Here is a 21,035-nt window from a genome sequence, read left to right as displayed (position 1 = left end):
CTGACGGACTGAACCAGTAGTAAGTCCGGACCGGAGCACTCTCCGTTAACAAAGAAGTTAAGTGGGGCATGAACGCCCAATTTAGGTGGTACCGCGAAGAAATCTTCGTCCTAATCTTTAGGATGAAGATTTTTTGTACCTTCAGAAGTTAACTTTGTTTAGACAAGAAAGGAATTGATTACAAATGGCTGATAAGCAAATCGATATGCCAACCAAGTACGATCCGACCGCCGTTGAAGCTGGTCGTTATCAAACTTGGCTTGATGAAGATGTTTTCAAACCCAGCGGTGACAAGAAAGCCACCCCTTATTCCATCGTGTTACCGCCGCCAAACGTGACCGGGAAGCTCCATTTAGGCCATGCTTGGGATACGACCTTACAAGACATGATTGTTCGACAAAAGCGGATGCAGGGTTATGATACACTCTGGATTCCAGGGATGGACCATGCCGGAATTGCCACGCAAGCTAAGGTCGAAGCGCGATTACGCGAACAAGGAATCACGCGTTATGATTTAGGTCGTGAAAAGTTCGTCGACAAGGTTTGGGAATGGAAGGACGAATACGCCGCAACCATTCATAAACAATGGGCTAAGATGGGATTGTCCATGGATTACTCCCGTGAACGGTTCACTTTGGACAAAGGCTTATCCGATGCCGTTAAAAAGGTCTTCGTGACGTTGTACAAGAAGGGCCTGATCTACCGTGGTGAGTACATCATTAACTGGGATCCGCAAGCACGGACGGCGCTATCTGATATCGAAGTTATTCACCAAGACGACAAGGGCGCCTTCTACCACGTTAAGTACCCATTCGCGAACCCGGATGATACATTTAACGGCAAGCACTATATCGAAATTGCGACGACTCGTCCAGAAACCATGATGGGGGATACTGCTGTTGCCGTTAATCCTGACGATGATCGGTACAAGGACTTAGTTGGTAAGAAGGTTATCCTGCCATTAGCCGACCGTGAAATCCCGATTATTGCCGACCAATATGTCGATATTAACTTTGGGACCGGGATGGTGAAGATTACACCAGCCCACGACCCTAATGACTTCTTAGTGGGCAATCGCCACAACCTCGAACGCATCAATACCATGAACGAAGATGCTTCTATGAACGACAAGGCCGGTAAGTATGCTGGCATGGACCGTTTCGATGCGCGGAAGGCCATGGTCGCTGATTTAGACGCGCAAGGGTTAATGATTAAAATCGACCCGATCGTCCACTCCGTTGGTCACTCCGAACGAACTGGGGTTCAAGTCGAAGCCCGGTTGTCAACGCAATGGTTTGTGAAGATGAAGCCCCTTGCCGAAGCTGCCATCAAGAATCAAACGGGTGACAATGCGGTTGATTTCGTGCCAGAACGGTTCGAACATACCTTTACGCAATGGATGGAAAACGTCCATGACTGGGTTATTTCCCGTCAACTCTGGTGGGGTCACCGGATTCCAGCCTGGTACAACAAGAAGACCGGCGAAGTTTACGTCAACGAGGAAGCACCTAAGGATATTGAAAATTGGGAACAAGACCCTGATGTCTTGGACACCTGGTTCTCCAGTGCCCTGTGGCCATTTTCGACGATGGGTTGGCCGGACGAAGATAGCGCCGATTACAAACGTTACTTCCCCACCGACACCTTGGTTACTGGTTACGATATCATCTTCTTCTGGATTTCCCGAATGATTTTCCAAAGCCTCGAATTTACTGGCAAGAAACCGTTCAAACACGTACTCATACATGGTTTAATGCGGGACGAAGATGGTCGGAAGATGAGCAAGTCGCTCGGTAACGGGATCGACCCAATGGATGTGATCGACAAATACGGTGCCGATGCGCTACGATGGTTCCTATCTACCGGTTCGACGGCGGGGCAAGATGTCCGATTCAGTTATGATAAGATGGATGCGGCCTGGAACTTCATCAACAAAATCTGGAACGCCAGCCGATTTGTTATCATGAACTTAGGCGAAAACACGAAACCAGAAGTGCCTGCTACTGACGAGTGGGACCTGACCGACAAGTGGATCTTAAGTCGCTTGAATAACACGGTTAAGCACGTAACGGAAATGTTTGACAAGTTCGAATTCGGTGAAGCCGGTCGCGCATTGTACAACTTCATTTGGAATGATTTCTGTGACTGGTATATTGAAATGAGTAAGGAAGTCCTGACGGGCGATGATGAGGCGGCTAAGGCGAACAAGCAGGACCTGTTGGCATACGTTCTGGACCAAACCTTACGCTTGTTACACCCAATCATGCCATTCGTGACGGAAGCTATCTGGCAAGCTATGCCACATGACGGGCAATCACTGGTAACAGCGGCTTACCCAATCGACCATCCAGAATTTGACAACGCCACGGCGGAAGACGACATGACTAGCCTAATCGATTTGATCAAGGCTGTCCGGAACATCCGGGTTGAGGCCAATGCGCCAATGTCAACACCAATCGATTTGCAGATCAAGACCAGCGACGATCAACTTCAAGGTGTCTTTGAAAATAACCGTGACTACATTGATCGGTTTGTTCATCCCAAAAACTTGGAGATCGGTGCCAACTTAACTGCTCCTAAGTTAGCCATGACCGGTGTTATCACGGGTGCCGAGGTTTCCGTACCATTAGCCGAATTGGTCGACCTTCATGATGAGGTTAAGCGTTTGGACAAAGAAGTTGATAAGTACACGGCTGAAGTTCAACGGGCAACCAAAAAGCTTGGTAACGAACGTTTCGTTGCCAACGCCCCAGAAGACGTGGTCAACGCCGAACGAGAAAAGCAAGCGGACAACGAAAAGAAGCTGTCAGCTACGCAACAACGGTTAGCTGACATCAAAGCACAACTTTAAGCTTTAAAAATATAAGTGAAGCCTAGTAAGATTAGTGCTGTGACGTGACTAGTCCCTTGAGAAACGAAAATTAGATTGGGACATAAGGCGGTTAGTTTGCGAGCATAATTTCTGCTATCGGATTAAGGACAATAATGCCTTATGGCGCACGTTTCGGTATTATGGTGGCGTAAATAAAAGTTGTTCCTTTCAGAATTATTAGATTCTGAAAGGAACAACTTTTTGAGTTATGTCCCAATTTCACTTTTACGTCTTGGATTGTTTAGACTGACCGACTGCAAGCAAGCCGAGAGTAGGTAGTGGTAGTGCAGTGATGATCCTGGTTGCTATTCGGGCCCTATTGACACGAATTGAGAAAAAAGTAATCGGTAATTTAAATCCGGGCAACCAATTAACACTTCCCTAGCCCAAAAAATCTGCTAGACTGAGAAATAGCGATTATTCGGGAGGTTTTAATTTTGGTAAAAACTTACGCTGAGGCTCTGCAGTTCATTCACGGCAGAGACCGCTTTAAGAAGAAGCCCACGCTGAACCGGATGCGGCAGTTTATGCACATCTTGGGGGACCCGCAGGAACAGTTGAAGGATACGATTCACGTTGCCGGTACCAATGGTAAAGGGTCCACGGTTGCCTTTTTACGGGACCTGTTCATGGCTGAGGGCCAGACAGTTGGGACCTTTACCTCTCCGTTCATTACACGTTTTAACGAACGCATCAGCACGGATGGCCAACCAATCAGTGATGCTGATTTAGTCACCATGGTCAATCGGATTCAGCCCGTAGTGACACGGTTAGATGCCGAATTAGCTGAAGAGGGTCCAACGGAATTTGAAATCGATACGGCCCTGATGTTCTGTTACTTCGCCAGTCATCCTGTGGATATTGTGATCGTTGAAGTTGGGTTGGGTGGGTTGTATGATTCGACCAACATCATTCAACCAGCAGTGTCCGTAATCACTACGATTGGCATGGATCACATGAAAATCTTGGGTGACACGATTCCGAAGATTGCTGCACAAAAGGCGGGTATCATTAAGCCCAATGTACCGGTGGTCTGTGGCCGGTTAACGCCGGATGCACTGGATGTTATGGACCAGACGGCCACGAAGAACCAGACCGAAGTTCGCGCGTTGAACCGGGATTTCCACGTTCAGGACCAGCCTGAATCCGGGTGGGGTGAACGCTTTGACTATGCTTGGAATGATTTACGCTGGCATCATTTAGAAATCGATTTGTTGGGGCAATATCAAATCGACAATGCGGCAACAGCTCTTACGGCATTTATCACGTATCATCAGTTGCGAAAACTGCCGTATGACATTGCCGATATTCGTGTGGGTTTTAAGCACACTGTCTGGCCAGGTCGGTTTGAACGGTTAACGAACGAACCTCTGATTGCTATCGATGGTGCACACAACGAGCCAGCGATGGTTGAAATGGTTCGGCTCTTACGGCAGCACTTTAAGCAACACGACATTTATATTGTACTGGCAGTATTGGCCGACAAGCAGTATGAGAAGATGGTGCAGACCTTGCTGAAAGTGCCGAACGTACACATCATCGTGACACAGTTTCAAGGGCCAGGAAAACGGACAGCCGCGACACCTCAAGCGCTGGAAGATGCGGTGGCATCGAACAGACGAGTCACAATGGCTGCTGATTGGCCGAGTGCTTTAAAGGAAGCCATGGCGAACATTTCAGCCGATGATTTGATTCTATTAACGGGCTCGCTCTACTTTATTTCGGAAGTTCGGCAATATTTTAAAGAAACTGACGAATAATTTGCTCTCTTTTACGGAGTTAACCGTAAGGGGATGAGTTGATGCAACGAGTAAAGGTAACGAGTCATACAGAACGCCAGCTGGTTGGGCAGATTCTGACACAATTGGGATTGCCTACCACAAAAGAGACAGATCGTTTCTTTCACTACTTTCATAGCGTGGCCGATTTACGGTACGCAAGTCGTTTACAGACGCAGCGTTATGTGGCCGGCCATGGGAAACGACGTGCCTTACTAACGGCCATTGATCTTGGACGGTGGGCACAACAAGCTCCCCGATTGATCTTAGGCGAGGTATTGGCTAGCAGTCAACTTGGCCAACTCTTGATGGATGATCTGCGTTATGTCCCTCAGGAACGTCTAGAGGTGTTAGTGGTCGATGCCAAACACCAGATTATTGACCGGCAGATCGTTTTTCAGGGGACGTTGGACAGCTGTCCAGTTCATCCCCGCGAGATTTTCCGAGTTGCCGTTCTGGCAGGCGGCGCGGCCATTGTGGTTGCGCATAATCATCCCAGTGGGGTCGCGGAACCATCGGGGAATGATCTACGCTTTATGCGGCGGTTAGCTCATTGTGGAGAATTGATGGGTATTCCGTTACTAGATGGTTTTGTAATTGGGCTAACCACCTATTTTAGCCTCCGTGAGACCGGTCGATTACCGATAGGCCAGGGGGCAAATGAGTCAGAACCTTTAAAAACTGATTAAAATCGCTTTTTGCTATTTCTTTCTCGTTAAAAGTTCGGTATTCTTGACATTGACGACGTGTTCTCACGTAGATAGGTATGTTATAATACGTCTATCAATGAATAAGACAAAGCATATTAATATTTTGTTGACAATGAAGGGATGAAACACAGTGTTCGGATTAGGAACGAAAAATATTGGGATCGATTTAGGTACCGCCAATACGATTGTGTACGTTGACGGTAAAGGAATCGTTCTTCGCGAACCTTCTGTTGTCGCCAAGAACACAAAGTCTGGGGAAATTGTGTCCGTTGGTGAAGACGCTCGAGCAATGATTGGCCGGACTCCGGCAAGCATTGTTGCCATTCGGCCCATGAAAGATGGGGTTATCGCCGATTACGATACAACGGTTGCCATGATGAAGTACTTCATCGACAAGACAGTTGGTCGCTCAGGCGGTAAGCCTTATGTCATGGTTTGTGTACCAAGCGGTGTAACGGAAGTTGAAAAGCGGGCCGTCATTGACGCAACCCGTGTTGCTGGTGCTCGTGATGCATACGTCATCGAAGAACCATTTGCTGCGGCCATTGGTGCCGGGTTGCCCGTTATGGACCCAACCGGTAGTATGGTTGTCGACATTGGTGGTGGGACGACTGACGTAGCCACGATTTCCTTAGGTGGGATCGTTTCTAGTCGTTCAATCCGAATGGCTGGCGACAAGTTGGATGACGCCATCTCGACGTATGTCCGCTCAAACTTTAATTTGTTGATTGGTGAACGGACGGCTGAAAAGCTGAAGATGGACATTGGTTCCGCTTCAGTTGAAGATGCCGCTAAGATCGAGGGTGCGACGATTCGCGGCCGAGACTTAGTTACCGGTTTGCCAAAAGCAATTGAAGTCTCAGCGGTCGACGTGGCGAAGGCCATCCAAGAACCCGTTCAGGCAGTTATTACGGCAATCAAAGAAACACTTGAAGAAACCTCACCAGAAATCGCTGCTGACGTGATTGATCACGGCATCGTGTTAACTGGTGGTGGTGCCCTTCTCAAAAACTTCTCAGAAGTTATTGCTGATGCAACCAAGGTTCCGGTCTCCATTGCAAATGATCCGTTGGATTGTGTGGCAGCTGGTACTGGTGAATCCTTAAAGAGTATCGATGTCATGAAGAAAAAATAGGGACTAGCGGGAAGGCAGCTTCCCGCTTCTTTATTGTGACGGTATGCTTATTAATCTAATTAACATGCCGAACAAGATGGAGGTCAAACATGCAGAAATTTTCTTTCAATCGGCGACTGGTCATTATTATTGTCTGCTTGATTGTTAGCTTTGCTTTGATGACGGTGTCCGTAACTATTCGTAATAAGAAGTCAACGCCACCACTGATTCAGCAATTTGGCAATGATATTGTCGGACTGGTCGACCGGGTCGTTGCATTACCTGCTAATGGTCTGAGCGGTTCAGTTAGTTCCATTTCGGAGTTGTTGAATACGTATCAAGAAAATCAACAACTCAAACAACAGGTTAGCGAATTGGCACAGACTAAGGTACGGGACCAGACCCTCGCCAAAGAAAACAAGCAGTTGAAAAAAGAACTCAAGTTAAATGCGTCATTGACGGATTACACGGCCGTTTCAGCCGCCGTAATTACGCGGACACCATCATCTTGGCAAAACCAAGTGGTTATCAATAAGGGCTCCGCGGCAGGTGTGCAGAAGAACATGCCTGTGATGTCAGGCTCCGGTCTGATTGGTCGAATTGCTGAAGTGAACAAGACCAACTCTAAGGTTGAATTGATCACGGATAACAATGATTCTGCCAACCGATTTGCCGTTCAAATTACCACTAAGTCCGGAACCACGGTCAATGGGGTGTTGAGTGGTTACAAGTCAACGACTGGCCAGATCACAATGGACAACATTACCACCAAGGCTAAGCTCAGTAAGGGTGACAAGGTTGTGACGAGTGGGCTCGGTGGTGTGACACCTAAGGGTCTGTATGTCGGGACTGTGGCCAAGGCGTCAGGTTCTGATTACGGTTTGGCAACTAAACTTTATATCACACCTGCAACGGACCTGAGCAGCCTAAACGTTGTGACGGTAGCCGTTACGAAACAGTAGGGGGGATAAGTCGTGTATCGATTATCAAAGTTACGCTTCGGTTTCCCCATCGGTTTATTCTTACTGTTACTGTTAGATGGTTCGATTAGCCAGAGCTTTAGTGTGCAATTATTCCACTACCCGTCGGCGATGGTCAGCCATCTGGTCGTGTTGTGGTTAGTTTGCGGCGCCATTTTTGAAGCCGACCAAGGGGAAGCATATCCTATGCCGTTAGCGGTGTGGGCGGCTATTGCAGGAGCGGTATTTGACTTGTATTACACCGGTATTTTCGGGGTATACGTCTTCGTTTTCCCCGTCGTCATCTACGTCACCCGGCGGTTAGTCCTGTACATTCGACCTAACTTTTTGAGCGGTCTATTAATCTATTTCATCGACATTACCATTGTGGAAGCGCTAGGGTACCTGGCGAGTCGGGCAATTCATTTAACGACGATGTCTGGGAGCTCATTTTTAGTGAACACCTTAGGGCCCACGCTTGCCTTTAACCTGGCAATGTTTGTAATTTTATATTTCCCCATTCGATGGGTGTATAATTGGTTAAAATAGGTGAAGGGAACGAACGCTATGCAAGCTGCCGTATTACGGGGAACGCAAAACGGCTATGATTTGGTGCTCAAACAGTCGGCAAGTTTGGACCAAGTCTTGGTCGATTTAAAAGCACTACTGGAAAACCTCAAGGTCGATCCACAGACGATGGACGCCAAGGTTTCGTTGGACGTCTTGACTGAGGACCGAATTTTGACGGCCGATGAGAAAACTAAAATTGAACAACTTGTGGCGGGTTATCCGCGATTTGAAATTCATAAGATTGCGGCGAACGTGATTACGCTGGCGGATGCAATTCAACTCCGCGAACGGGAGAACGTTCACCTATTGAGCAAAGTAATTCGTAACGGTCAAGAAGTGGTCATGCAAGGAGACGTCTTGTTTCTGGGCACGATTCACGAAGGTGGTAAGCTCCGGACAAGTGGCAATATCTTTTCCATGGGTAGCGTCGCTGGAATTCTGCAAGCGGGCTATCCCGATGATGAATCCAAGCTGATTATGGGAAATCTTCAGACGGCACAACAGGTCCGCATTGCAGAACAGTTTGACATCGTTGAACCAGCACAGCTGACTGATTCGCGGCAAACCATCGCTTACGTCAACGACCTACACGTTTTGTCGTATGGTAAGCTTGAGCAATTAAAGAAGATCAATCCGAAGTTGTATAACCAGATTGGAGGAATTTAGAAATGGGAAAAGCAATTGTGATCACCTCCGGTAAGGGTGGTGTTGGTAAAACCACAACGAGTGCCAACATTGGAACGGCGTTAGCCTTGATGGGCAAGCGGGTGTGTCTAATGGACCTCGATATTGGGTTGCGGAACCTGGACGTGGTGTTAGGCCTCGATAATCGGATTATTTACGATATCGTGGACGTCGCCGAGGGCCGGGCAAAGTTGCCACAGGCACTGGTCAAAGACAAACGCTTTGACGATAAGCTTTACCTGTTGCCAGCCGCACAAAATACCGATAAGACGGCCCTCCAACCTGAGCAGGTCAAGGAAATCGTGGATGAATTGAAGCCGGATTACGACTACGTTCTGATCGATTGTCCAGCCGGAATCGAACAGGGATTCATGAACGCCGTTGCTGGTGCCGACGCCGCTATTGTGGTTACCACACCAGAAATTTCAGCGGTACGAGATGCCGATCGGGTCGTTGGGTTGTTAGAACAACACCCCTTGACTGAGGCACCGCGCTTACTGATCAACCGGATTCGCCGGAACATGATGCAGGATGGATCGATGATGGATATTGATGAGATCACCCATCATCTGGGGATTGAATTGCTTGGCATCATCTTTGACGACGACGCGGTTATTACCACGTCTAACAAGGGTGAACCCATCGTCATGCAGACCGACAATCCAGCTTCACAAGGTTACCGCAACGTTGCTCGTCGTCTAGAGGGTGAAACGGTGCCTTTGATGAAGATCACGGAGCAAGAGGATACTGGTTTCTGGCATAAGGTCAGTGGCTGGTTCCACCGTGGTTAATAGAAAATATTAAAAATTAGGGACTGGTAGGTTACGTGTTGACGTGACTTACTGGTCTTTTTGCGGTTCTTTGGACTCTTTGTCAACCGGTGTTGATGGAAGGAATTTCAGAGGGGCAATTCACTTTCGAATTGTGCCCTCTTTTTTTGTACAGATTTAGTAAAGGCCCTTTACAGCTTTTCGAGGGGGACGCTATACTGAATGAATCAATCTTGGGGAAACTGTGAAAGATTATAGGGGGTAGGGGTTTTGCATAATTGGAAATATTTTGGGATCGACGCGCCACTCGTTCTAATCTTGTATCTCTTGTCAGCAATTTTTTTGTTTGTTCAGGGGTACGTGTTACGGCCGTCGTCGCCAATTCTGCTGGAAGTCATTGCGGCGGGCATCGTGTTCATCGAATGGGGACTCTTTTTACATACCACAATCCGGGGGAAGTATCGCCTGTTTGATCAGGTTACTGAGCGACTCGGACTAAAGGCGACGGATCAGGTTTTAGATTTAGGATGTGGACGCGGTGCTTTGCTGACACGATTGGCTAGCCGGTTAGAGCCAGCGGGGCAAGCAGTTGGACTGGATTTGTGGCATTCACGTGACCAATCGCATAACGCTGCTGCGGTCACTCAGAGAAATGTGACGGCCTTACGACTTACCGATCGGGTCAAATTGGTCACTGGAGATATGGTGGCCTTACCCTTTCAGGATGCGCAGTTTGATGTTGTCACGACCAGTTTCGCGCTACATAATATTCATGACGTTCAACAACGACAGCGGGCTCTACAAGAGGCGATGCGGGTATTAAAACCAGGTGGCCAGTTGGTGATCATTGATACCGGGCACCATGCTGCTGAGTATCGCCAGGCCCTCGACACAGGTCATTTAGATATCCGCGAAGTCCATTCTCTGGGTGTTAATGGCTGGTGGTCCGGTCCTTGGATGAGCAGTTATTTGGTGTACGGCGTTAAGCAGTAAACAACGGGAACCCTTTTTGTTGTTTACGGTAGGCTGAAAACTAAAATTTTCGCGTTACTCTTGCGACAATCGGATTGGGGTCGCTAAATCGGTGAAAATGGGCGCACTTCGGCTGCTAGGGACTCCGTTTACTGTGGTGGGAAACGCCTCCAGTCAAGGGGCGGACTTCCGGATTACCTGAAAGTCACCAAGTTCATGCGTCCCTCAGATCGTCGTACGATGTAGGTCGAAAAGACCTGACTAAAATCGTCGCCATGGCTAGTGTATTCCGGACCTGATGGTGCATGCGTAATGGTGTGTCCCATAATTTAGCCAATAACGACCATTTTAAAGCCAGAGTCAAAATAAAGACTTGACGCTGGCCAGAATTAATCGTAGTATATTGGCAATGAAACAAAAGACGTTGAACAGAAGAGTAGAGTAGCTAAGGTTTACCAGAAAGCCCCGCTGATGGAAACGGGCAGTCTTAGTTAATCGAACCACATCTGTGAGTTGACCGTTTGAAATGAGTAGGATGGTCCGGGGTAGCCCGTTATCGCTGGAGTTGCTTGCAACTCACTGAGGTCGTTTTAGTGATAGAACGACGAATCAGAGGTGGAACCACGATGTGATCGTCCTCTTAGGCTTTTGGGCCTAAGGGGACTTTTTTATTTATCGGGGCCATGTTGCAAGCAACTCGCTGAGTCGACGTGGCGTGAGCCCGTCGAGTACATGAGGTGGCACCGCGTTGATACGCCCTCTTGAGATAAAAGTCTCAAGGGGCGTTTTTTGTCGTCTAAATGCCAATTACATAATGATTGTCTGTTAGAGTTGTTAAAGGAGGAAGCATACGATGCATTATTTTAGCGAAATTTTACCGTCATTGATTTCTGGAACCGGTATGACGTTATCAATCTTTTTTTGGACCATTATTGTCTCAGTTCCCTTAGGTATTTTAGTTGGGTTGGGGATGAAGACCAAGTTTAAACCCTTAACGTGGCTCATTGACATTTATGTCTGGCTGATGCGGGGGACGCCACTCTTACTGCAATTGATTTTCGTTTTCTATGGTTTGCCAATTATTGGAATTGTTTTCCAGCGTTACGATGCCGCTTTATTTGCCTTCATCCTGAACTACACGGCTTACTTCGCTGAGATCTTCCGGGGCGGGCTACAAGCTATTCCCATTGGTCAGTATGAGAGTGCCCGAGTGTTACGGTTGACACGGTGGCAAACACTGCGGAAGATTGTGATCCCACAAGTGGTTAAGATCGTGTTACCCTCTATTGGCAACGAAGTAATTAACTTAGTCAAAGATTCCTCGCTGGTTTATGTTATTGGTTTGGGCGACTTGTTGCGGGCCGGTAATGTGGCCATGGCACGAGACGTAACGATTGCACCAATGCTGCTCGTCGGCGTTATTTACCTACTGTTAACGGCCGTCTGCACGTTAGCTTTGCATCAATTGGAGAAGCACTACAGCGCTTGGCGCTAGGGAAAGGATGGTCAATATATGTTAGAGCTTAAAGGGATTACGAAAAAATTCGGTGGCAAGACCATCTTGGACGACGTTAACCTTACCGTAGAAGATGGTAAAATCTTAACGATCGTTGGACCTTCTGGTGCTGGGAAGACCACATTACTTCGGTGTATCAGTGGTCTAGCTGAAGTCGACGGTGGCAAATTTATTTTGGACGGTCAGACATTTGACCCGGCCACTAACCGGGACAATGATGCCGTTATTGGGGTCGTTTTCCAGGATTATCAATTGTTTCCAAATCTGACGGTCTTACAAAACGTCACGCTAGCACCAACGATGGTGTTGAAGCAATCAACTAACGATGCGAAAAGGGAAGGTAAACGGTTGCTGGACCAATTGAACTTAAGTGATAAAGCAGACTTGTATCCGTATGAATTGTCCGGCGGGCAAAAGCAACGGGTTGCCATTGTCCGGGCATTGGCGATGCACCCGAAGTTGCTGTGTTACGATGAACCAACGTCGGCACTGGATCCTGATTTACGGCGTGAGGTGCAACAGATTATTGTGAAACTCCGCGATGAAGGGATTACTCAGATTGTGGTCACACATGATATTCCCTTTGCTGAAGCCATCGCTGATCAGATGATGCGGGTCGAACCCAAGAACTAGGAGGCAACACGGATGAAAAAATTAGGACGTATGTGGACACTAATTGCCGTGATGATTGGCCTCAGCGGTGTACTGGCAGGGTGTACGACCGTCACGCAAAGGGCCAACGATACGGATAAATGGTCGCAAATCAAAAAGCAAAAGAAGGTCGTCGTGGGGCTTGATGATAGTTTTGTACCGATGGGATTTCGGCAAAAGAGTGGTAAATTAGTCGGCTATGATATCGATCTCGCGCGGGCTGTGTTTAAGCTCTACGGCATCAAGGTCGACTTTCAGACGATTGATTGGTCGCTGAACGTCACGGAACTTCACAATGGGACGATCGACCTTATCTGGAATGGGTTCTCGATTACGCCGCAACGGGCCAAGCAGGTGGCTTTTTCCGACACTTACCTCAACAATGATCAAGTGTTGGTCACACTGAAGAAGAGCAAGATTAAGTCGTTTGCGGACATGCAGGGCAAGGTTTTAGGCGCGCAAACTGGGTCATCTGGCGCCCAAGATATCGATACGTACCCGAAGCTGCTGAAGGACCGAATCAAGAATCATGAAGCCGTCACGTATGACTCCTTCACCAATGCCTTTATCGACTTGAACGTGGGTCGAATCAAGGGGCTACTAATCGATAGCACTTACGCCAACTACTACGTCAAGCACCAAGCACACCCTGAAGATTACCGGATCACCGTTGGGAGCTTCCCTAAGGAAAAGTTTGCCGTGGGTCTTCGAAAGGGTGACGTTACGATGCGGCGTAAGATCAATGCTGGTCTTAAGCAATTAGCTGAAAATGGAACGCTCGAAAAGATCAATGAGAAGTGGTTCGGTAAGAAAGTTGATACCCCATTGTTGGATTCTAAATAAAATAGGATAAATTACGGTTACTTACTAAAGATTACAAGTTCTACAAACTGCTCAGTATTGTTGTCACAACGCTATTGAGACTAAAACTAGGCAATGTCTCCAGTCATCGCGTTACCGGTCGGCAGAGTACTAAAGGTGTTTTCCACAGCAAGCGAAGCCGCCGACAGCCATAACGTGAAAATGGCATGCTATTTCGCTCTGATTTAGCTATCAATAAATTCTAGGTAATCGACGATAATCACAGTTAGGCCGCGACATGGTGACCGGTTTAGCTGTGATTTTTTGTTGTCGTCGCTTGTATTTAGGCCGTGGTTCCCTTAGAATTAAACACCGATTAGGTTTTTGCTGAAGGAGGCAATAGCGCGTGCATTTTCGCATTCGAGATGGGGTAACATTAGACTTGTTACCCACTGAACAATTCAAGACTATTGGTATCAAGGTGGACTTTGTAGCGCCTCTGCAAGCAACGGCGATTACGGCGCGAGCACTGCTGGCACAGGTTTTAGAGACCAGTACTGCGGCTTATCCCACACAGACATCACTGGCGCGGCAACTGTCCCGGCTCTACGGGGCTAGTTTTGGCATTAGTGTCATTAAGTTAGGAACTAAGCATGTGATCCGACTAACTGTCTCTGTGGTTGATGAACAGTATTTGGACCATTTTACGGATAAAATCCCTTTGTTTGAACAAGGGATGGCGCTCTTAAGGGCAGTTTTATTTGACCCGTTGTTGCCACAAGGTAGCTTTGATCCGATAACGTTTACGCAGCAACGACAAAACTTACTGACGGCTATTAAATCGTTGGATGATGATAAACAATACCTCGCCAACCGACGTTTACAGGAACTCTTATTCAGCGGTCAACCAGCCCAAGCAATGAGTGCCTTGGGTGATATCACGACCCTTGGTGAGCTCTCAGCTACGGCCGTTTTGCAGACGTATCATGATATGCTGGTTAACGATGCGGTTCACGTTGCGGTTATTGGTGATGTCACACCTGAACGGGTCCAAACCGCGTTAGCTGACTGGCCATTGATGGACCGAACGGTGGCTGATCAGTCGTTATACTATCGATGGGAGAAGCGTGACCGTGTCCAAAATGGGGACGACTTAGCGCCCGTTGTCCAGGCCAAGCTCAACTTAGGTTATCAACTACCTGTTTACAGAGATGATGCGGACTTCTTACCTGCCGTGGTCTTTAATGCGGCTTTCGGCGGTTCGCCGTTATCCTTGCTCTTTACGAATGTCCGGGAAAAGGCGAGTCTGGCCTATTATGCCAGCAGTGGGTACAGCCCGTTTACCGGAACTTTGTCCGTTCAGGCTGGAATTCAAGCCGAGAATCAGGATCGAGTCGTGGCGATTATTGACGAGCAGCTAAAGGCCTTGCAACGTGGCGAATTAACGTCCGACCTGTTAGCTGAGGTAAAAGCGAGTCTGTTAAATGCCCGTCTTGCTGGGTTAGATAGCCCACAGCGCCGGCTAACAGGACTCTTGAATTCACAATTAACACATTTAAATGAACCCTTAAAAGAATGGGAAGAAAGCTTGGCAGCCGTTACAATCGCTGACGTTCAACGCGTCGCACAAAAAGTGACGCTGCAAGCAACTTACTGCTTACATGGAGGTGCCCAGCATGCTGAATAAACAAGTGTATGATCGGTTGGGCGAGACCATTTATCAAACCACATTGGCTAACGGGCTAAAGGTGATTTTAATGCCCAAGGCGGGCTTTCATAAGACGTTTGCAATTATGACGACTGACTACGGGTCGATAGATAACGAATTTGTTCCTCGAGGACAGACAGAGCCCGTGCGATTTCCAGACGGAATTGCCCACTTCTTGGAACACAAGTTGTTTGAGAAAAAGGATCATGATGCTTTTGATCTCTTTGGTCAGTACGGGGCTAGTGCCAATGCATTTACCAGCTTTACACAGACCAGTTATCTGTTTTCAACGACGAGCCATTTAAAAGAAAATTTGAATATTCTTTTGGATTTTGTTCAGCAGCCTTACTTTACGGCGGCAACGGTGAACAAGGAGAAGGGAATTATCGGCCAAGAAATTCAGATGTACGACGATGATCCGGGCTGGCAGAGTTATTTTGGAATGATTGGCCAATTGTATCCCAAAGAGCCTCTACACATTGATATTGCTGGGACTGTAGCGTCTATCGATAAGATTACGGCCGATGATCTGTATGCGGCTTACAACACGTTCTACCAGCCCAGCAACACGAGCTTAGTGGTCGTGGGCCAACTTGATCCGGAGGAAACTTTGGACTGGGTGACCGGCAATCAAGCTGGCAAAGACTTTGGACCCGCCGAACCAATCAAACGAATTCCGAGTCCCCAAGCGACGCCCGCCGACATTGTGCCAGCCATGACGCGCCATTTGTCTGTGACCCGGCCTAAGGTCAGCATTGGTATCCGGGGCTTCAATGAGGTTCCAAGTGGTCGAGATGGGTTAGACTACAGCGTGGCGATGTCCTTAATGTTTGACCTGTTGTTTAATGATACCAGCGATAACTATTTGCGGTTATATGATGCTAACGTGATCGATGACAGCTTTGGATACGATTTTCAGGTTCAACGCGGCGCCCAATTTGCCCAATTGGCTGGTGATACGGATGATCCAGAGACCTTTATTAGTGAGTTAACGGCGATTCTAGACGATGCACCGGCTCAACTAAAGGGCGCAGAAAGCCAATTTGAGTTGGTCAAGCGGGAAGCCATTGGTCGTATTATTGGGGCCATTAATTCGGTTGAAGCTATTGCCAATCAGTATGACGGGCCGCTGTTCGCGGGGGCAACTATTTTTGATGAGCTCGCGACACTTGAACGTATACAGTTCACGGACCTCATAGATGTTACCCAAACTTTCTTAACCAACAGTCAACGTACGACCTACACGGTTTTGCCCTAGCTGGAGGTTAAGAAACCGTTAAATCCTGAAATCTAGGAGCTGTTGCTGAAAATGCGGCGGTGCCTATGCTATACTTTGCATGATAGAGAAATTTTGAACAGGTGGAGAATTTAATCATGAGTGATAATAGTAAAATTACATTGGGAAAGACGCTAAAAGATGCGCGGATTGCCAAGGGCTTTACCTTAGACGACCTGCAGCAGGCGACGAAGATTCAGAAACGCTATCTCATTGCAATCGAAGACCAAAATTTTGACGAACTGCCCGGCGACTTTTATGTCCGGGCCTTCATTAAACAATACGCGGACATGGTTGATTTGGATGGTGCGGAACTGTTAAAGCAGTTTGACAGTGCTTTGCCAAGCACGCAAACGCAGGAGTACGTTGATAAGGTTAATGAAAATAACCCGGAGACCCGCTCACAACAGCGGCAGGTCGATGAACGCTACGTGAAGTTGCGACGGACGATTCCAATCGTCGGAATCGTGGTCGTGGTTCTAGTAGTATTGGTGGGTATCTGGGTCGCGGCTTCTCGTAATGGTGGTTCTTCGACTAAGAACAACGTTGATAGCAGTTCTGTGAGCGTTTCTGGTAGCAGTAGCAGTGCGAAGTCGAGCAGTAGTTCTAGCAAGAAGTCTTCTTCTAAAAAGTCGTCATCTAAGAAGACAGCTAGCTTCAAGCAATTGAGCACCACGAGTTCTGGTTCGACTTGGGAAATGAAGAATGCCGCTTCCAAGCCAAAAATTAGCTTATCCGCAACGGGTAGCGCTTGGCTTTCCGTAACGGCTAATGGGTCCACGGTTTGGCAAGGGACGTTGTCCAGCTCGACCACACACTCTTTGACGTTACCAAGTTCTGCGACTAGTGTGACCTTTAAGTTTGGGAACGCACCCGCAACTAAGGTGAAGGTCGATGGTAAGAGCTTTGACTTCACATCAACAACGGCGACGAGTAGTGCTTCTAGTTCAAGTTCGAGTGCGACAACGACCACTTCTAGCAGCTCCAGCACAACGTCTCAAGTACAAAGTGTTATTTTGGAATTCAAATAGTCAAAGAGCGGGTCGGTCCGTGGCGACCGGCGCGCTTTTTGTGTGAAGTGGGAATTTAAGGAGGAATTTTTTGTGAATTTGCCGAATCGGTTAACTATTATTCGAATTATTTTGATCCCCGTCTTTCTGTTATTACTGGTCTTACCATTGGATTGGGGCACCGTTACCTGGTTGGGAACGGCAATTCCAGTGACGCAGATCTGGGGAGCGATAATTTTTGCGATAGCTTCCATTACGGACTTTTTGGACGGTCAGATTGCGCGGCGACAACATTTAGTTACGAATTTTGGAAAATTCGCTGATCCGCTAGCAGATAAAATGATCGTCATGACGGCTTTCATCCTTTTGGTTGCTATGGGAGCCGTTCCAGCTTGGGGCGTGGCCATCATCGTTTGTCGGGAATTGGCAGTGACCGGGCTGCGACTGATTGTGGTTGAAACGGGTGGTAAGGTCCTTGCTGCAGCTTGGCCAGGGAAAATCAAGACGACAACTCAAATGGTGGGCATTATTCTCTTACTGTTAAACAACATTGGTTTTGGCACGATTCACGTGCCAATGGCATTGATTTTCTTCTACATCTGTCTCTTCTTCACAATTTACTCTGGAATCGACTACTTCATTAAGAATCGCGAAGTCTTCGCAGAGTCCTCAGCTGAATAAACATGTTATGATAACCTTCGTTGACTAACGAGGGTTATCTCTCGTTAGGGGGTAATGCAAACTTAGGTGCATGGCCGGCCCACTAGGGGATACGTCACCCTGAGATCGAGGTTCTCGCTTGATTTGAAATCAGGTACTAAAACGTGTATTTTCGGAGCTACCCATGGGGGTTATATTCCGTCTTATAGTTAGACCGAAATGTGGCAGCCAAAGTGAGCACCAAGTAGCTGGTTTTTGATCAAACGATTTTAAAAAGGTTTGTTAAATAAAAAATATTCGTAGCGTTTTTACGGAGATAACTATGTAACCGTAGGAGGGGTCACCAATGCAAGCGGAGATCATTGCCGTTGGAACGGAAATTTTATTGGGTCAAGTCGTGGATACCAACTCAGCGTTTGTTGCACGGGAGCTGGCCGAGGCCGGCATTGAAGTTTATTATCATTCTCTAGTGGGTGACAACGCCGATCGTTTAACGGCGGTACTGGAACAGGCACGCTCACGAAGTGACTTGGTGATCATTAGTGGGGGGTTAGGACCGACTAAAGATGATCTGACTAAGCAGACAGTGGCACAATTGCTTGGTGTTAAGCTGGTAGAAGATGAGGTTGCCATGGCGAAGATTCAACATCACTTTGCTGTGACCGGCCGAAAATTAACGCCTAATAATCGATTACAGGCACTTTACCCTGCCGGCAGTCAATCCCTCAAGAATACAACGGGAATGGCTGTAGGTGCCTTCTATCAGTCTCTTAATGGGGCAGATATGTTGTTGCTGCCTGGACCACCAAGTGAATTGGAGCCAATGTTTCTGAAGGAAGCCTTACCGCGATTGAAGCGGGCCTACCAACGCCAAGAATACTTGGTGTCACGGGTATTGCGGTTCTTTGGTATTGGCGAATCACAATTGGTGACGGAACTGAATGATTTGATTGCGCATCAGACAAACCCGACGATTGCCCCTTATGCTAAGGAAACCGAAGTCACGCTACGATTAACTGCTAGGGCTGAAGACGAGGTTACTGGACAGCACTTGTTGGATAACATGATTGTGACAATCAAGGATCGGGTGGGGGATTACCTTTATGGTTACGGCGATGACAATACATTAGCCCAAGTTGTCGTGAACGAACTGATTGCACGGCATTTGACCATTACGGCAGCTGAAAGTTTAACGGCTGGCGAGTTTCAGAGTACGCTAGGTGATGTTCCTGGCGTCTCGGCCATCTTCCCGGGTGGTTTTGTGACTTATGCCAATGAAGCAAAGCATGTGTTGCTGGGTGTTCCTGAAAAGACGATTGACGAACAAGGGGTCGTAAGTGAAGCTACAGCCAAGGAAATGGCGGAACGTTCCCGGCAAAAATTAGACACCGATTTTGCGTTGAGCTTTACCGGTGTCGCTGGTCCAGATGCATTGGAAGGCCAACCCGCGGGAACTGTGTGGATCGGCTTAGCCCAGCGTGGGCAAGCCGCGCAAGCACAGCTGATTCGGCTGACAGGGACCCGGGCTAAGATTCGCGAAAGAACAGTCATGACCGGATTAGACTGGATTCGTCGAATTTTGCAAGCTAAAAAATAAAGGGGAACTTTTGTTCTTCTTTTGCTTGCATTTTCGAACATAAGCCGGTATAGTGTTACTTGAATATTGATGTTTCAAAGGAGGATTTGGATGGCTGACGAACGGCAAGCGGCGTTAGATAAAGCGCTGAAGAAAATTGAAAAAGACTTTGGTAAGGGGTCCATCATGCGGATGGGCGACAATACCAAAATGCAAGTAAGCGTCGTACCATCTGGCTCGTTAGCTCTTGATGTAGCGTTAGGGGTCGGCGGATATCCCCGAGGACGAATCGTAGAAATCTACGGTCCAGAATCTTCAGGGAAAACGACTGTGGCCTTACACGCCGTTGCCGAGGTGCAAAAGCGCGGTGGGACTGCAGCTTATATCGATGCTGAAAACGCTTTGGACCCAGCTTACGCGACGGCCTTAGGGGTTAACATTGATGATCTGCTGCTCTCACAACCGGATACCGGGGAACAAGGGTTACAGATTGCTGATGCCTTGATTTCTAGTGGTGCTGTTGACATCGTGGTCGTTGACTCCGTTGCTGCTCTGGTACCACGTGCCGAAATTGAAGGCGAAATGGGTGACGCGCATGTGGGCCTACAAGCCCGGATGATGTCACAGGCTTTACGGAAGCTTTCTGGGACAATCAACAAGACTAAGACAATTGCCCTGTTCATTAACCAAATTCGTGAAAAGGTTGGGGTTATGTTTGGTAACCCTGAAACCACGCCTGGTGGTCGGGCCTTGAAGTTCTACGCAACAGTTCGGCTTGAAGTTCGGCGCGCAGAACAAATCAAGGACGGGACCAACGTGATTGGTAACCGGACTCGAATCAAAGTTGTTAAGAACAAGGTTGCGCCACCGTTTAAGCGTGCTGAAGTCGATATCATGTATGGTCACGGGATTTCTCAAACCGGTGAATTGATCGACATGGCCGTTGAAAAGGAAATCGTTGATAAGAGTGGCTCATGGTACTCTTATGGCGAAGACCGAATTGGTCAAGGTCGTGAGAATGCCAAGCAGTATTTAGCTGATCATGCTGACATGATGGCTGAAGTGAACCAACGTGTCCGGGCTGCCTATGGTGTTGCTGACGATGACGCTGCTGCGTCGAAGAAGGCTGACACTAAGGGGAAAGATAAGGCTGTTGAGAAGGATACCAAGTCTAAGGTTAAGCCCAAGGACACGGCTACTCAGATGGATTTGACCCCAGATACGGCGAATAAGCCAGATACTAAATAAGTTGTTCCTGTAAAACGTTGTTTCGTTTTTCGACCGGGAGTCGGGAAATTACAACGTTTTTTTACTATCCACAGATGTTTTCGTGACAACCGGTCGAGATTCCGGTGAGTTTAGTTGACAGCGTTCATGGCAACCATTAAAATTGAACTTGTGTCAGTTA

At 47.8% G+C, this 21,035-nt stretch carries 18 protein-coding genes and 2 other annotated features (1 of these 20 only partly in view); all 18 genes read left to right on the top strand.

Annotation, left to right across the window (positions count from 1 at the left end; all coding sequences use genetic code 11):
- Nucleotides 1–116, top strand: a binding site (T-box leader) (it extends 99 nt beyond the left edge of the window).
- A gap of 68 nt (nt 117–184) precedes the next feature.
- Nucleotides 185–2,851: a valine--tRNA ligase gene (locus tag EKM89_RS02555; protein ID WP_125685598.1), complete on the top strand. Its 2,667-nt coding sequence runs from the start codon at nt 185–187 to the stop codon at nt 2,849–2,851.
- 458 nt (nt 2,852–3,309) lie between these two features.
- Entirely contained in the window at nt 3,310–4,632 is a 1,323-nt protein-coding gene (locus EKM89_RS02550) for a bifunctional folylpolyglutamate synthase/dihydrofolate synthase (RefSeq protein WP_125685597.1), read from the top strand.
- 41 nt (nt 4,633–4,673) lie between these two features.
- Nucleotides 4,674–5,339 carry a JAB domain-containing protein gene (locus EKM89_RS02545; protein WP_125685596.1) on the top strand — a complete coding sequence of 222 codons (666 nt, stop codon included), beginning with the start codon at nt 4,674–4,676 and terminating at the stop codon, nt 5,337–5,339.
- 151 nt (nt 5,340–5,490) lie between these two features.
- A complete protein-coding gene (locus tag EKM89_RS02540; protein ID WP_048732126.1) occupies nt 5,491–6,495 on the top strand; it encodes a rod shape-determining protein in 1,005 nt (334 codons plus the stop codon).
- An 89-nt stretch (nt 6,496–6,584) separates the two neighbouring features.
- Nucleotides 6,585–7,436, top strand: coding sequence for a rod shape-determining protein MreC (gene mreC / locus EKM89_RS02535; RefSeq protein ID WP_125685595.1), 852 nt, complete (start codon nt 6,585–6,587; stop codon nt 7,434–7,436).
- Nucleotides 7,437–7,448: 12 nt separating this feature from the next.
- Complete coding sequence (mreD, locus tag EKM89_RS02530; RefSeq protein WP_125685594.1) at nt 7,449–7,982, top strand: rod shape-determining protein MreD; 534 nt, start codon at nt 7,449–7,451, stop codon at nt 7,980–7,982.
- Between the two features lie 18 nt (nt 7,983–8,000).
- Complete coding sequence (locus EKM89_RS02525; RefSeq protein ID WP_125685593.1) at nt 8,001–8,669, top strand: septum site-determining protein MinC; 669 nt, start codon at nt 8,001–8,003, stop codon at nt 8,667–8,669.
- Nucleotides 8,670–8,671: 2 nt separating this feature from the next.
- On the top strand, nt 8,672–9,478 hold the full coding sequence (minD, locus tag EKM89_RS02520; protein WP_125685592.1) for a septum site-determining protein MinD: 807 nt from the start codon (nt 8,672–8,674) through the stop codon (nt 9,476–9,478).
- 249 nt (nt 9,479–9,727) lie between these two features.
- Nucleotides 9,728–10,450 carry a class I SAM-dependent methyltransferase gene (locus EKM89_RS02515; RefSeq protein WP_125685591.1) on the top strand — a complete coding sequence of 241 codons (723 nt, stop codon included), beginning with the start codon at nt 9,728–9,730 and terminating at the stop codon, nt 10,448–10,450.
- 394 nt (nt 10,451–10,844) lie between these two features.
- Nucleotides 10,845–11,072, top strand: a binding site (T-box leader).
- Nucleotides 11,073–11,282: 210 nt separating this feature from the next.
- Nucleotides 11,283–11,924 (top strand): amino acid ABC transporter permease, encoded by a 642-nt coding sequence (locus EKM89_RS02510; RefSeq protein ID WP_125685590.1) that lies wholly within the window; start codon nt 11,283–11,285, stop codon nt 11,922–11,924.
- Nucleotides 11,925–11,942: 18 nt separating this feature from the next.
- On the top strand, nt 11,943–12,578 hold the full coding sequence (locus EKM89_RS02505) for an amino acid ABC transporter ATP-binding protein (protein ID WP_125685589.1): 636 nt from the start codon (nt 11,943–11,945) through the stop codon (nt 12,576–12,578).
- A gap of 12 nt (nt 12,579–12,590) precedes the next feature.
- On the top strand, nt 12,591–13,439 hold the full coding sequence (locus tag EKM89_RS02500) for an amino acid ABC transporter substrate-binding protein (protein ID WP_125685588.1): 849 nt from the start codon (nt 12,591–12,593) through the stop codon (nt 13,437–13,439).
- Between the two features lie 364 nt (nt 13,440–13,803).
- On the top strand, nt 13,804–15,084 hold the full coding sequence (gene yfmF / locus EKM89_RS02495; RefSeq protein WP_125685587.1) for an EF-P 5-aminopentanol modification-associated protein YfmF: 1,281 nt from the start codon (nt 13,804–13,806) through the stop codon (nt 15,082–15,084).
- The gene (gene yfmH / locus EKM89_RS02490; protein ID WP_164510488.1) at nt 15,077–16,363 is read left to right on the top strand and encodes an EF-P 5-aminopentanol modification-associated protein YfmH; all 1,287 of its coding nucleotides are present in this window, start codon (nt 15,077–15,079) and stop codon (nt 16,361–16,363) included. The genes yfmF and yfmH overlap by 8 nt, the downstream gene beginning before the upstream one ends.
- Before the next feature lie 116 nt (nt 16,364–16,479).
- Nucleotides 16,480–17,412, top strand: a complete 933-nt coding sequence (locus EKM89_RS02485; protein ID WP_125685585.1) for a helix-turn-helix domain-containing protein — start codon at nt 16,480–16,482, stop codon at nt 17,410–17,412.
- Between the two features lie 72 nt (nt 17,413–17,484).
- Nucleotides 17,485–18,072, top strand: a complete 588-nt coding sequence (gene pgsA, locus EKM89_RS02480; protein WP_125685584.1) for a CDP-diacylglycerol--glycerol-3-phosphate 3-phosphatidyltransferase — start codon at nt 17,485–17,487, stop codon at nt 18,070–18,072.
- Between the two features lie 325 nt (nt 18,073–18,397).
- Nucleotides 18,398–19,648, top strand: a complete 1,251-nt coding sequence (locus EKM89_RS02475) for a competence/damage-inducible protein A (RefSeq protein ID WP_125685583.1) — start codon at nt 18,398–18,400, stop codon at nt 19,646–19,648.
- A gap of 90 nt (nt 19,649–19,738) precedes the next feature.
- A complete protein-coding gene (gene recA / locus EKM89_RS02470) occupies nt 19,739–20,875 on the top strand; it encodes a recombinase RecA (protein ID WP_125685582.1) in 1,137 nt (378 codons plus the stop codon).
- Nucleotides 20,876–21,035 lie beyond the last annotated feature (160 nt).

The sequence above is a fragment of the Levilactobacillus fujinensis genome (assembly GCF_003946335.1).
Taxonomy (GTDB): Bacteria; Bacillota; Bacilli; order Lactobacillales; family Lactobacillaceae; genus Levilactobacillus; species Levilactobacillus fujinensis.
Note: the sequence above shows the minus strand (reverse complement) of the source record. Positions and strands in the feature narration are given on the sequence as shown.

What these genes read in the sequence shown, in the direction of transcription:
- minD (WP_125685592.1), top strand. Translation starts at nt 8,672, where the DNA reads ATGGGAAAAGCAATTGTGATCACCTCCGGTAAGGGTGGTGTTGGTAAA.
- EKM89_RS02505 (WP_125685589.1), top strand. Translation starts at nt 11,943, where the DNA reads ATGTTAGAGCTTAAAGGGATTACGAAAAAATTCGGTGGCAAGACCATC.
- EKM89_RS02545 (WP_125685596.1), top strand. Translation starts at nt 4,674, where the DNA reads ATGCAACGAGTAAAGGTAACGAGTCATACAGAACGCCAGCTGGTTGGG.
- EKM89_RS02475 (WP_125685583.1), top strand. Translation starts at nt 18,398, where the DNA reads ATGCAAGCGGAGATCATTGCCGTTGGAACGGAAATTTTATTGGGTCAA.
- EKM89_RS02510 (WP_125685590.1), top strand. Translation starts at nt 11,283, where the DNA reads ATGCATTATTTTAGCGAAATTTTACCGTCATTGATTTCTGGAACCGGT.
- recA (WP_125685582.1), top strand. Translation starts at nt 19,739, where the DNA reads ATGGCTGACGAACGGCAAGCGGCGTTAGATAAAGCGCTGAAGAAAATT.
- EKM89_RS02555 (WP_125685598.1), top strand. Translation starts at nt 185, where the DNA reads ATGGCTGATAAGCAAATCGATATGCCAACCAAGTACGATCCGACCGCC.
- EKM89_RS02525 (WP_125685593.1), top strand. Translation starts at nt 8,001, where the DNA reads ATGCAAGCTGCCGTATTACGGGGAACGCAAAACGGCTATGATTTGGTG.
- EKM89_RS02500 (WP_125685588.1), top strand. Translation starts at nt 12,591, where the DNA reads ATGAAAAAATTAGGACGTATGTGGACACTAATTGCCGTGATGATTGGC.
- EKM89_RS02485 (WP_125685585.1), top strand. Translation starts at nt 16,480, where the DNA reads ATGAGTGATAATAGTAAAATTACATTGGGAAAGACGCTAAAAGATGCG.
- mreC (WP_125685595.1), top strand. Translation starts at nt 6,585, where the DNA reads ATGCAGAAATTTTCTTTCAATCGGCGACTGGTCATTATTATTGTCTGC.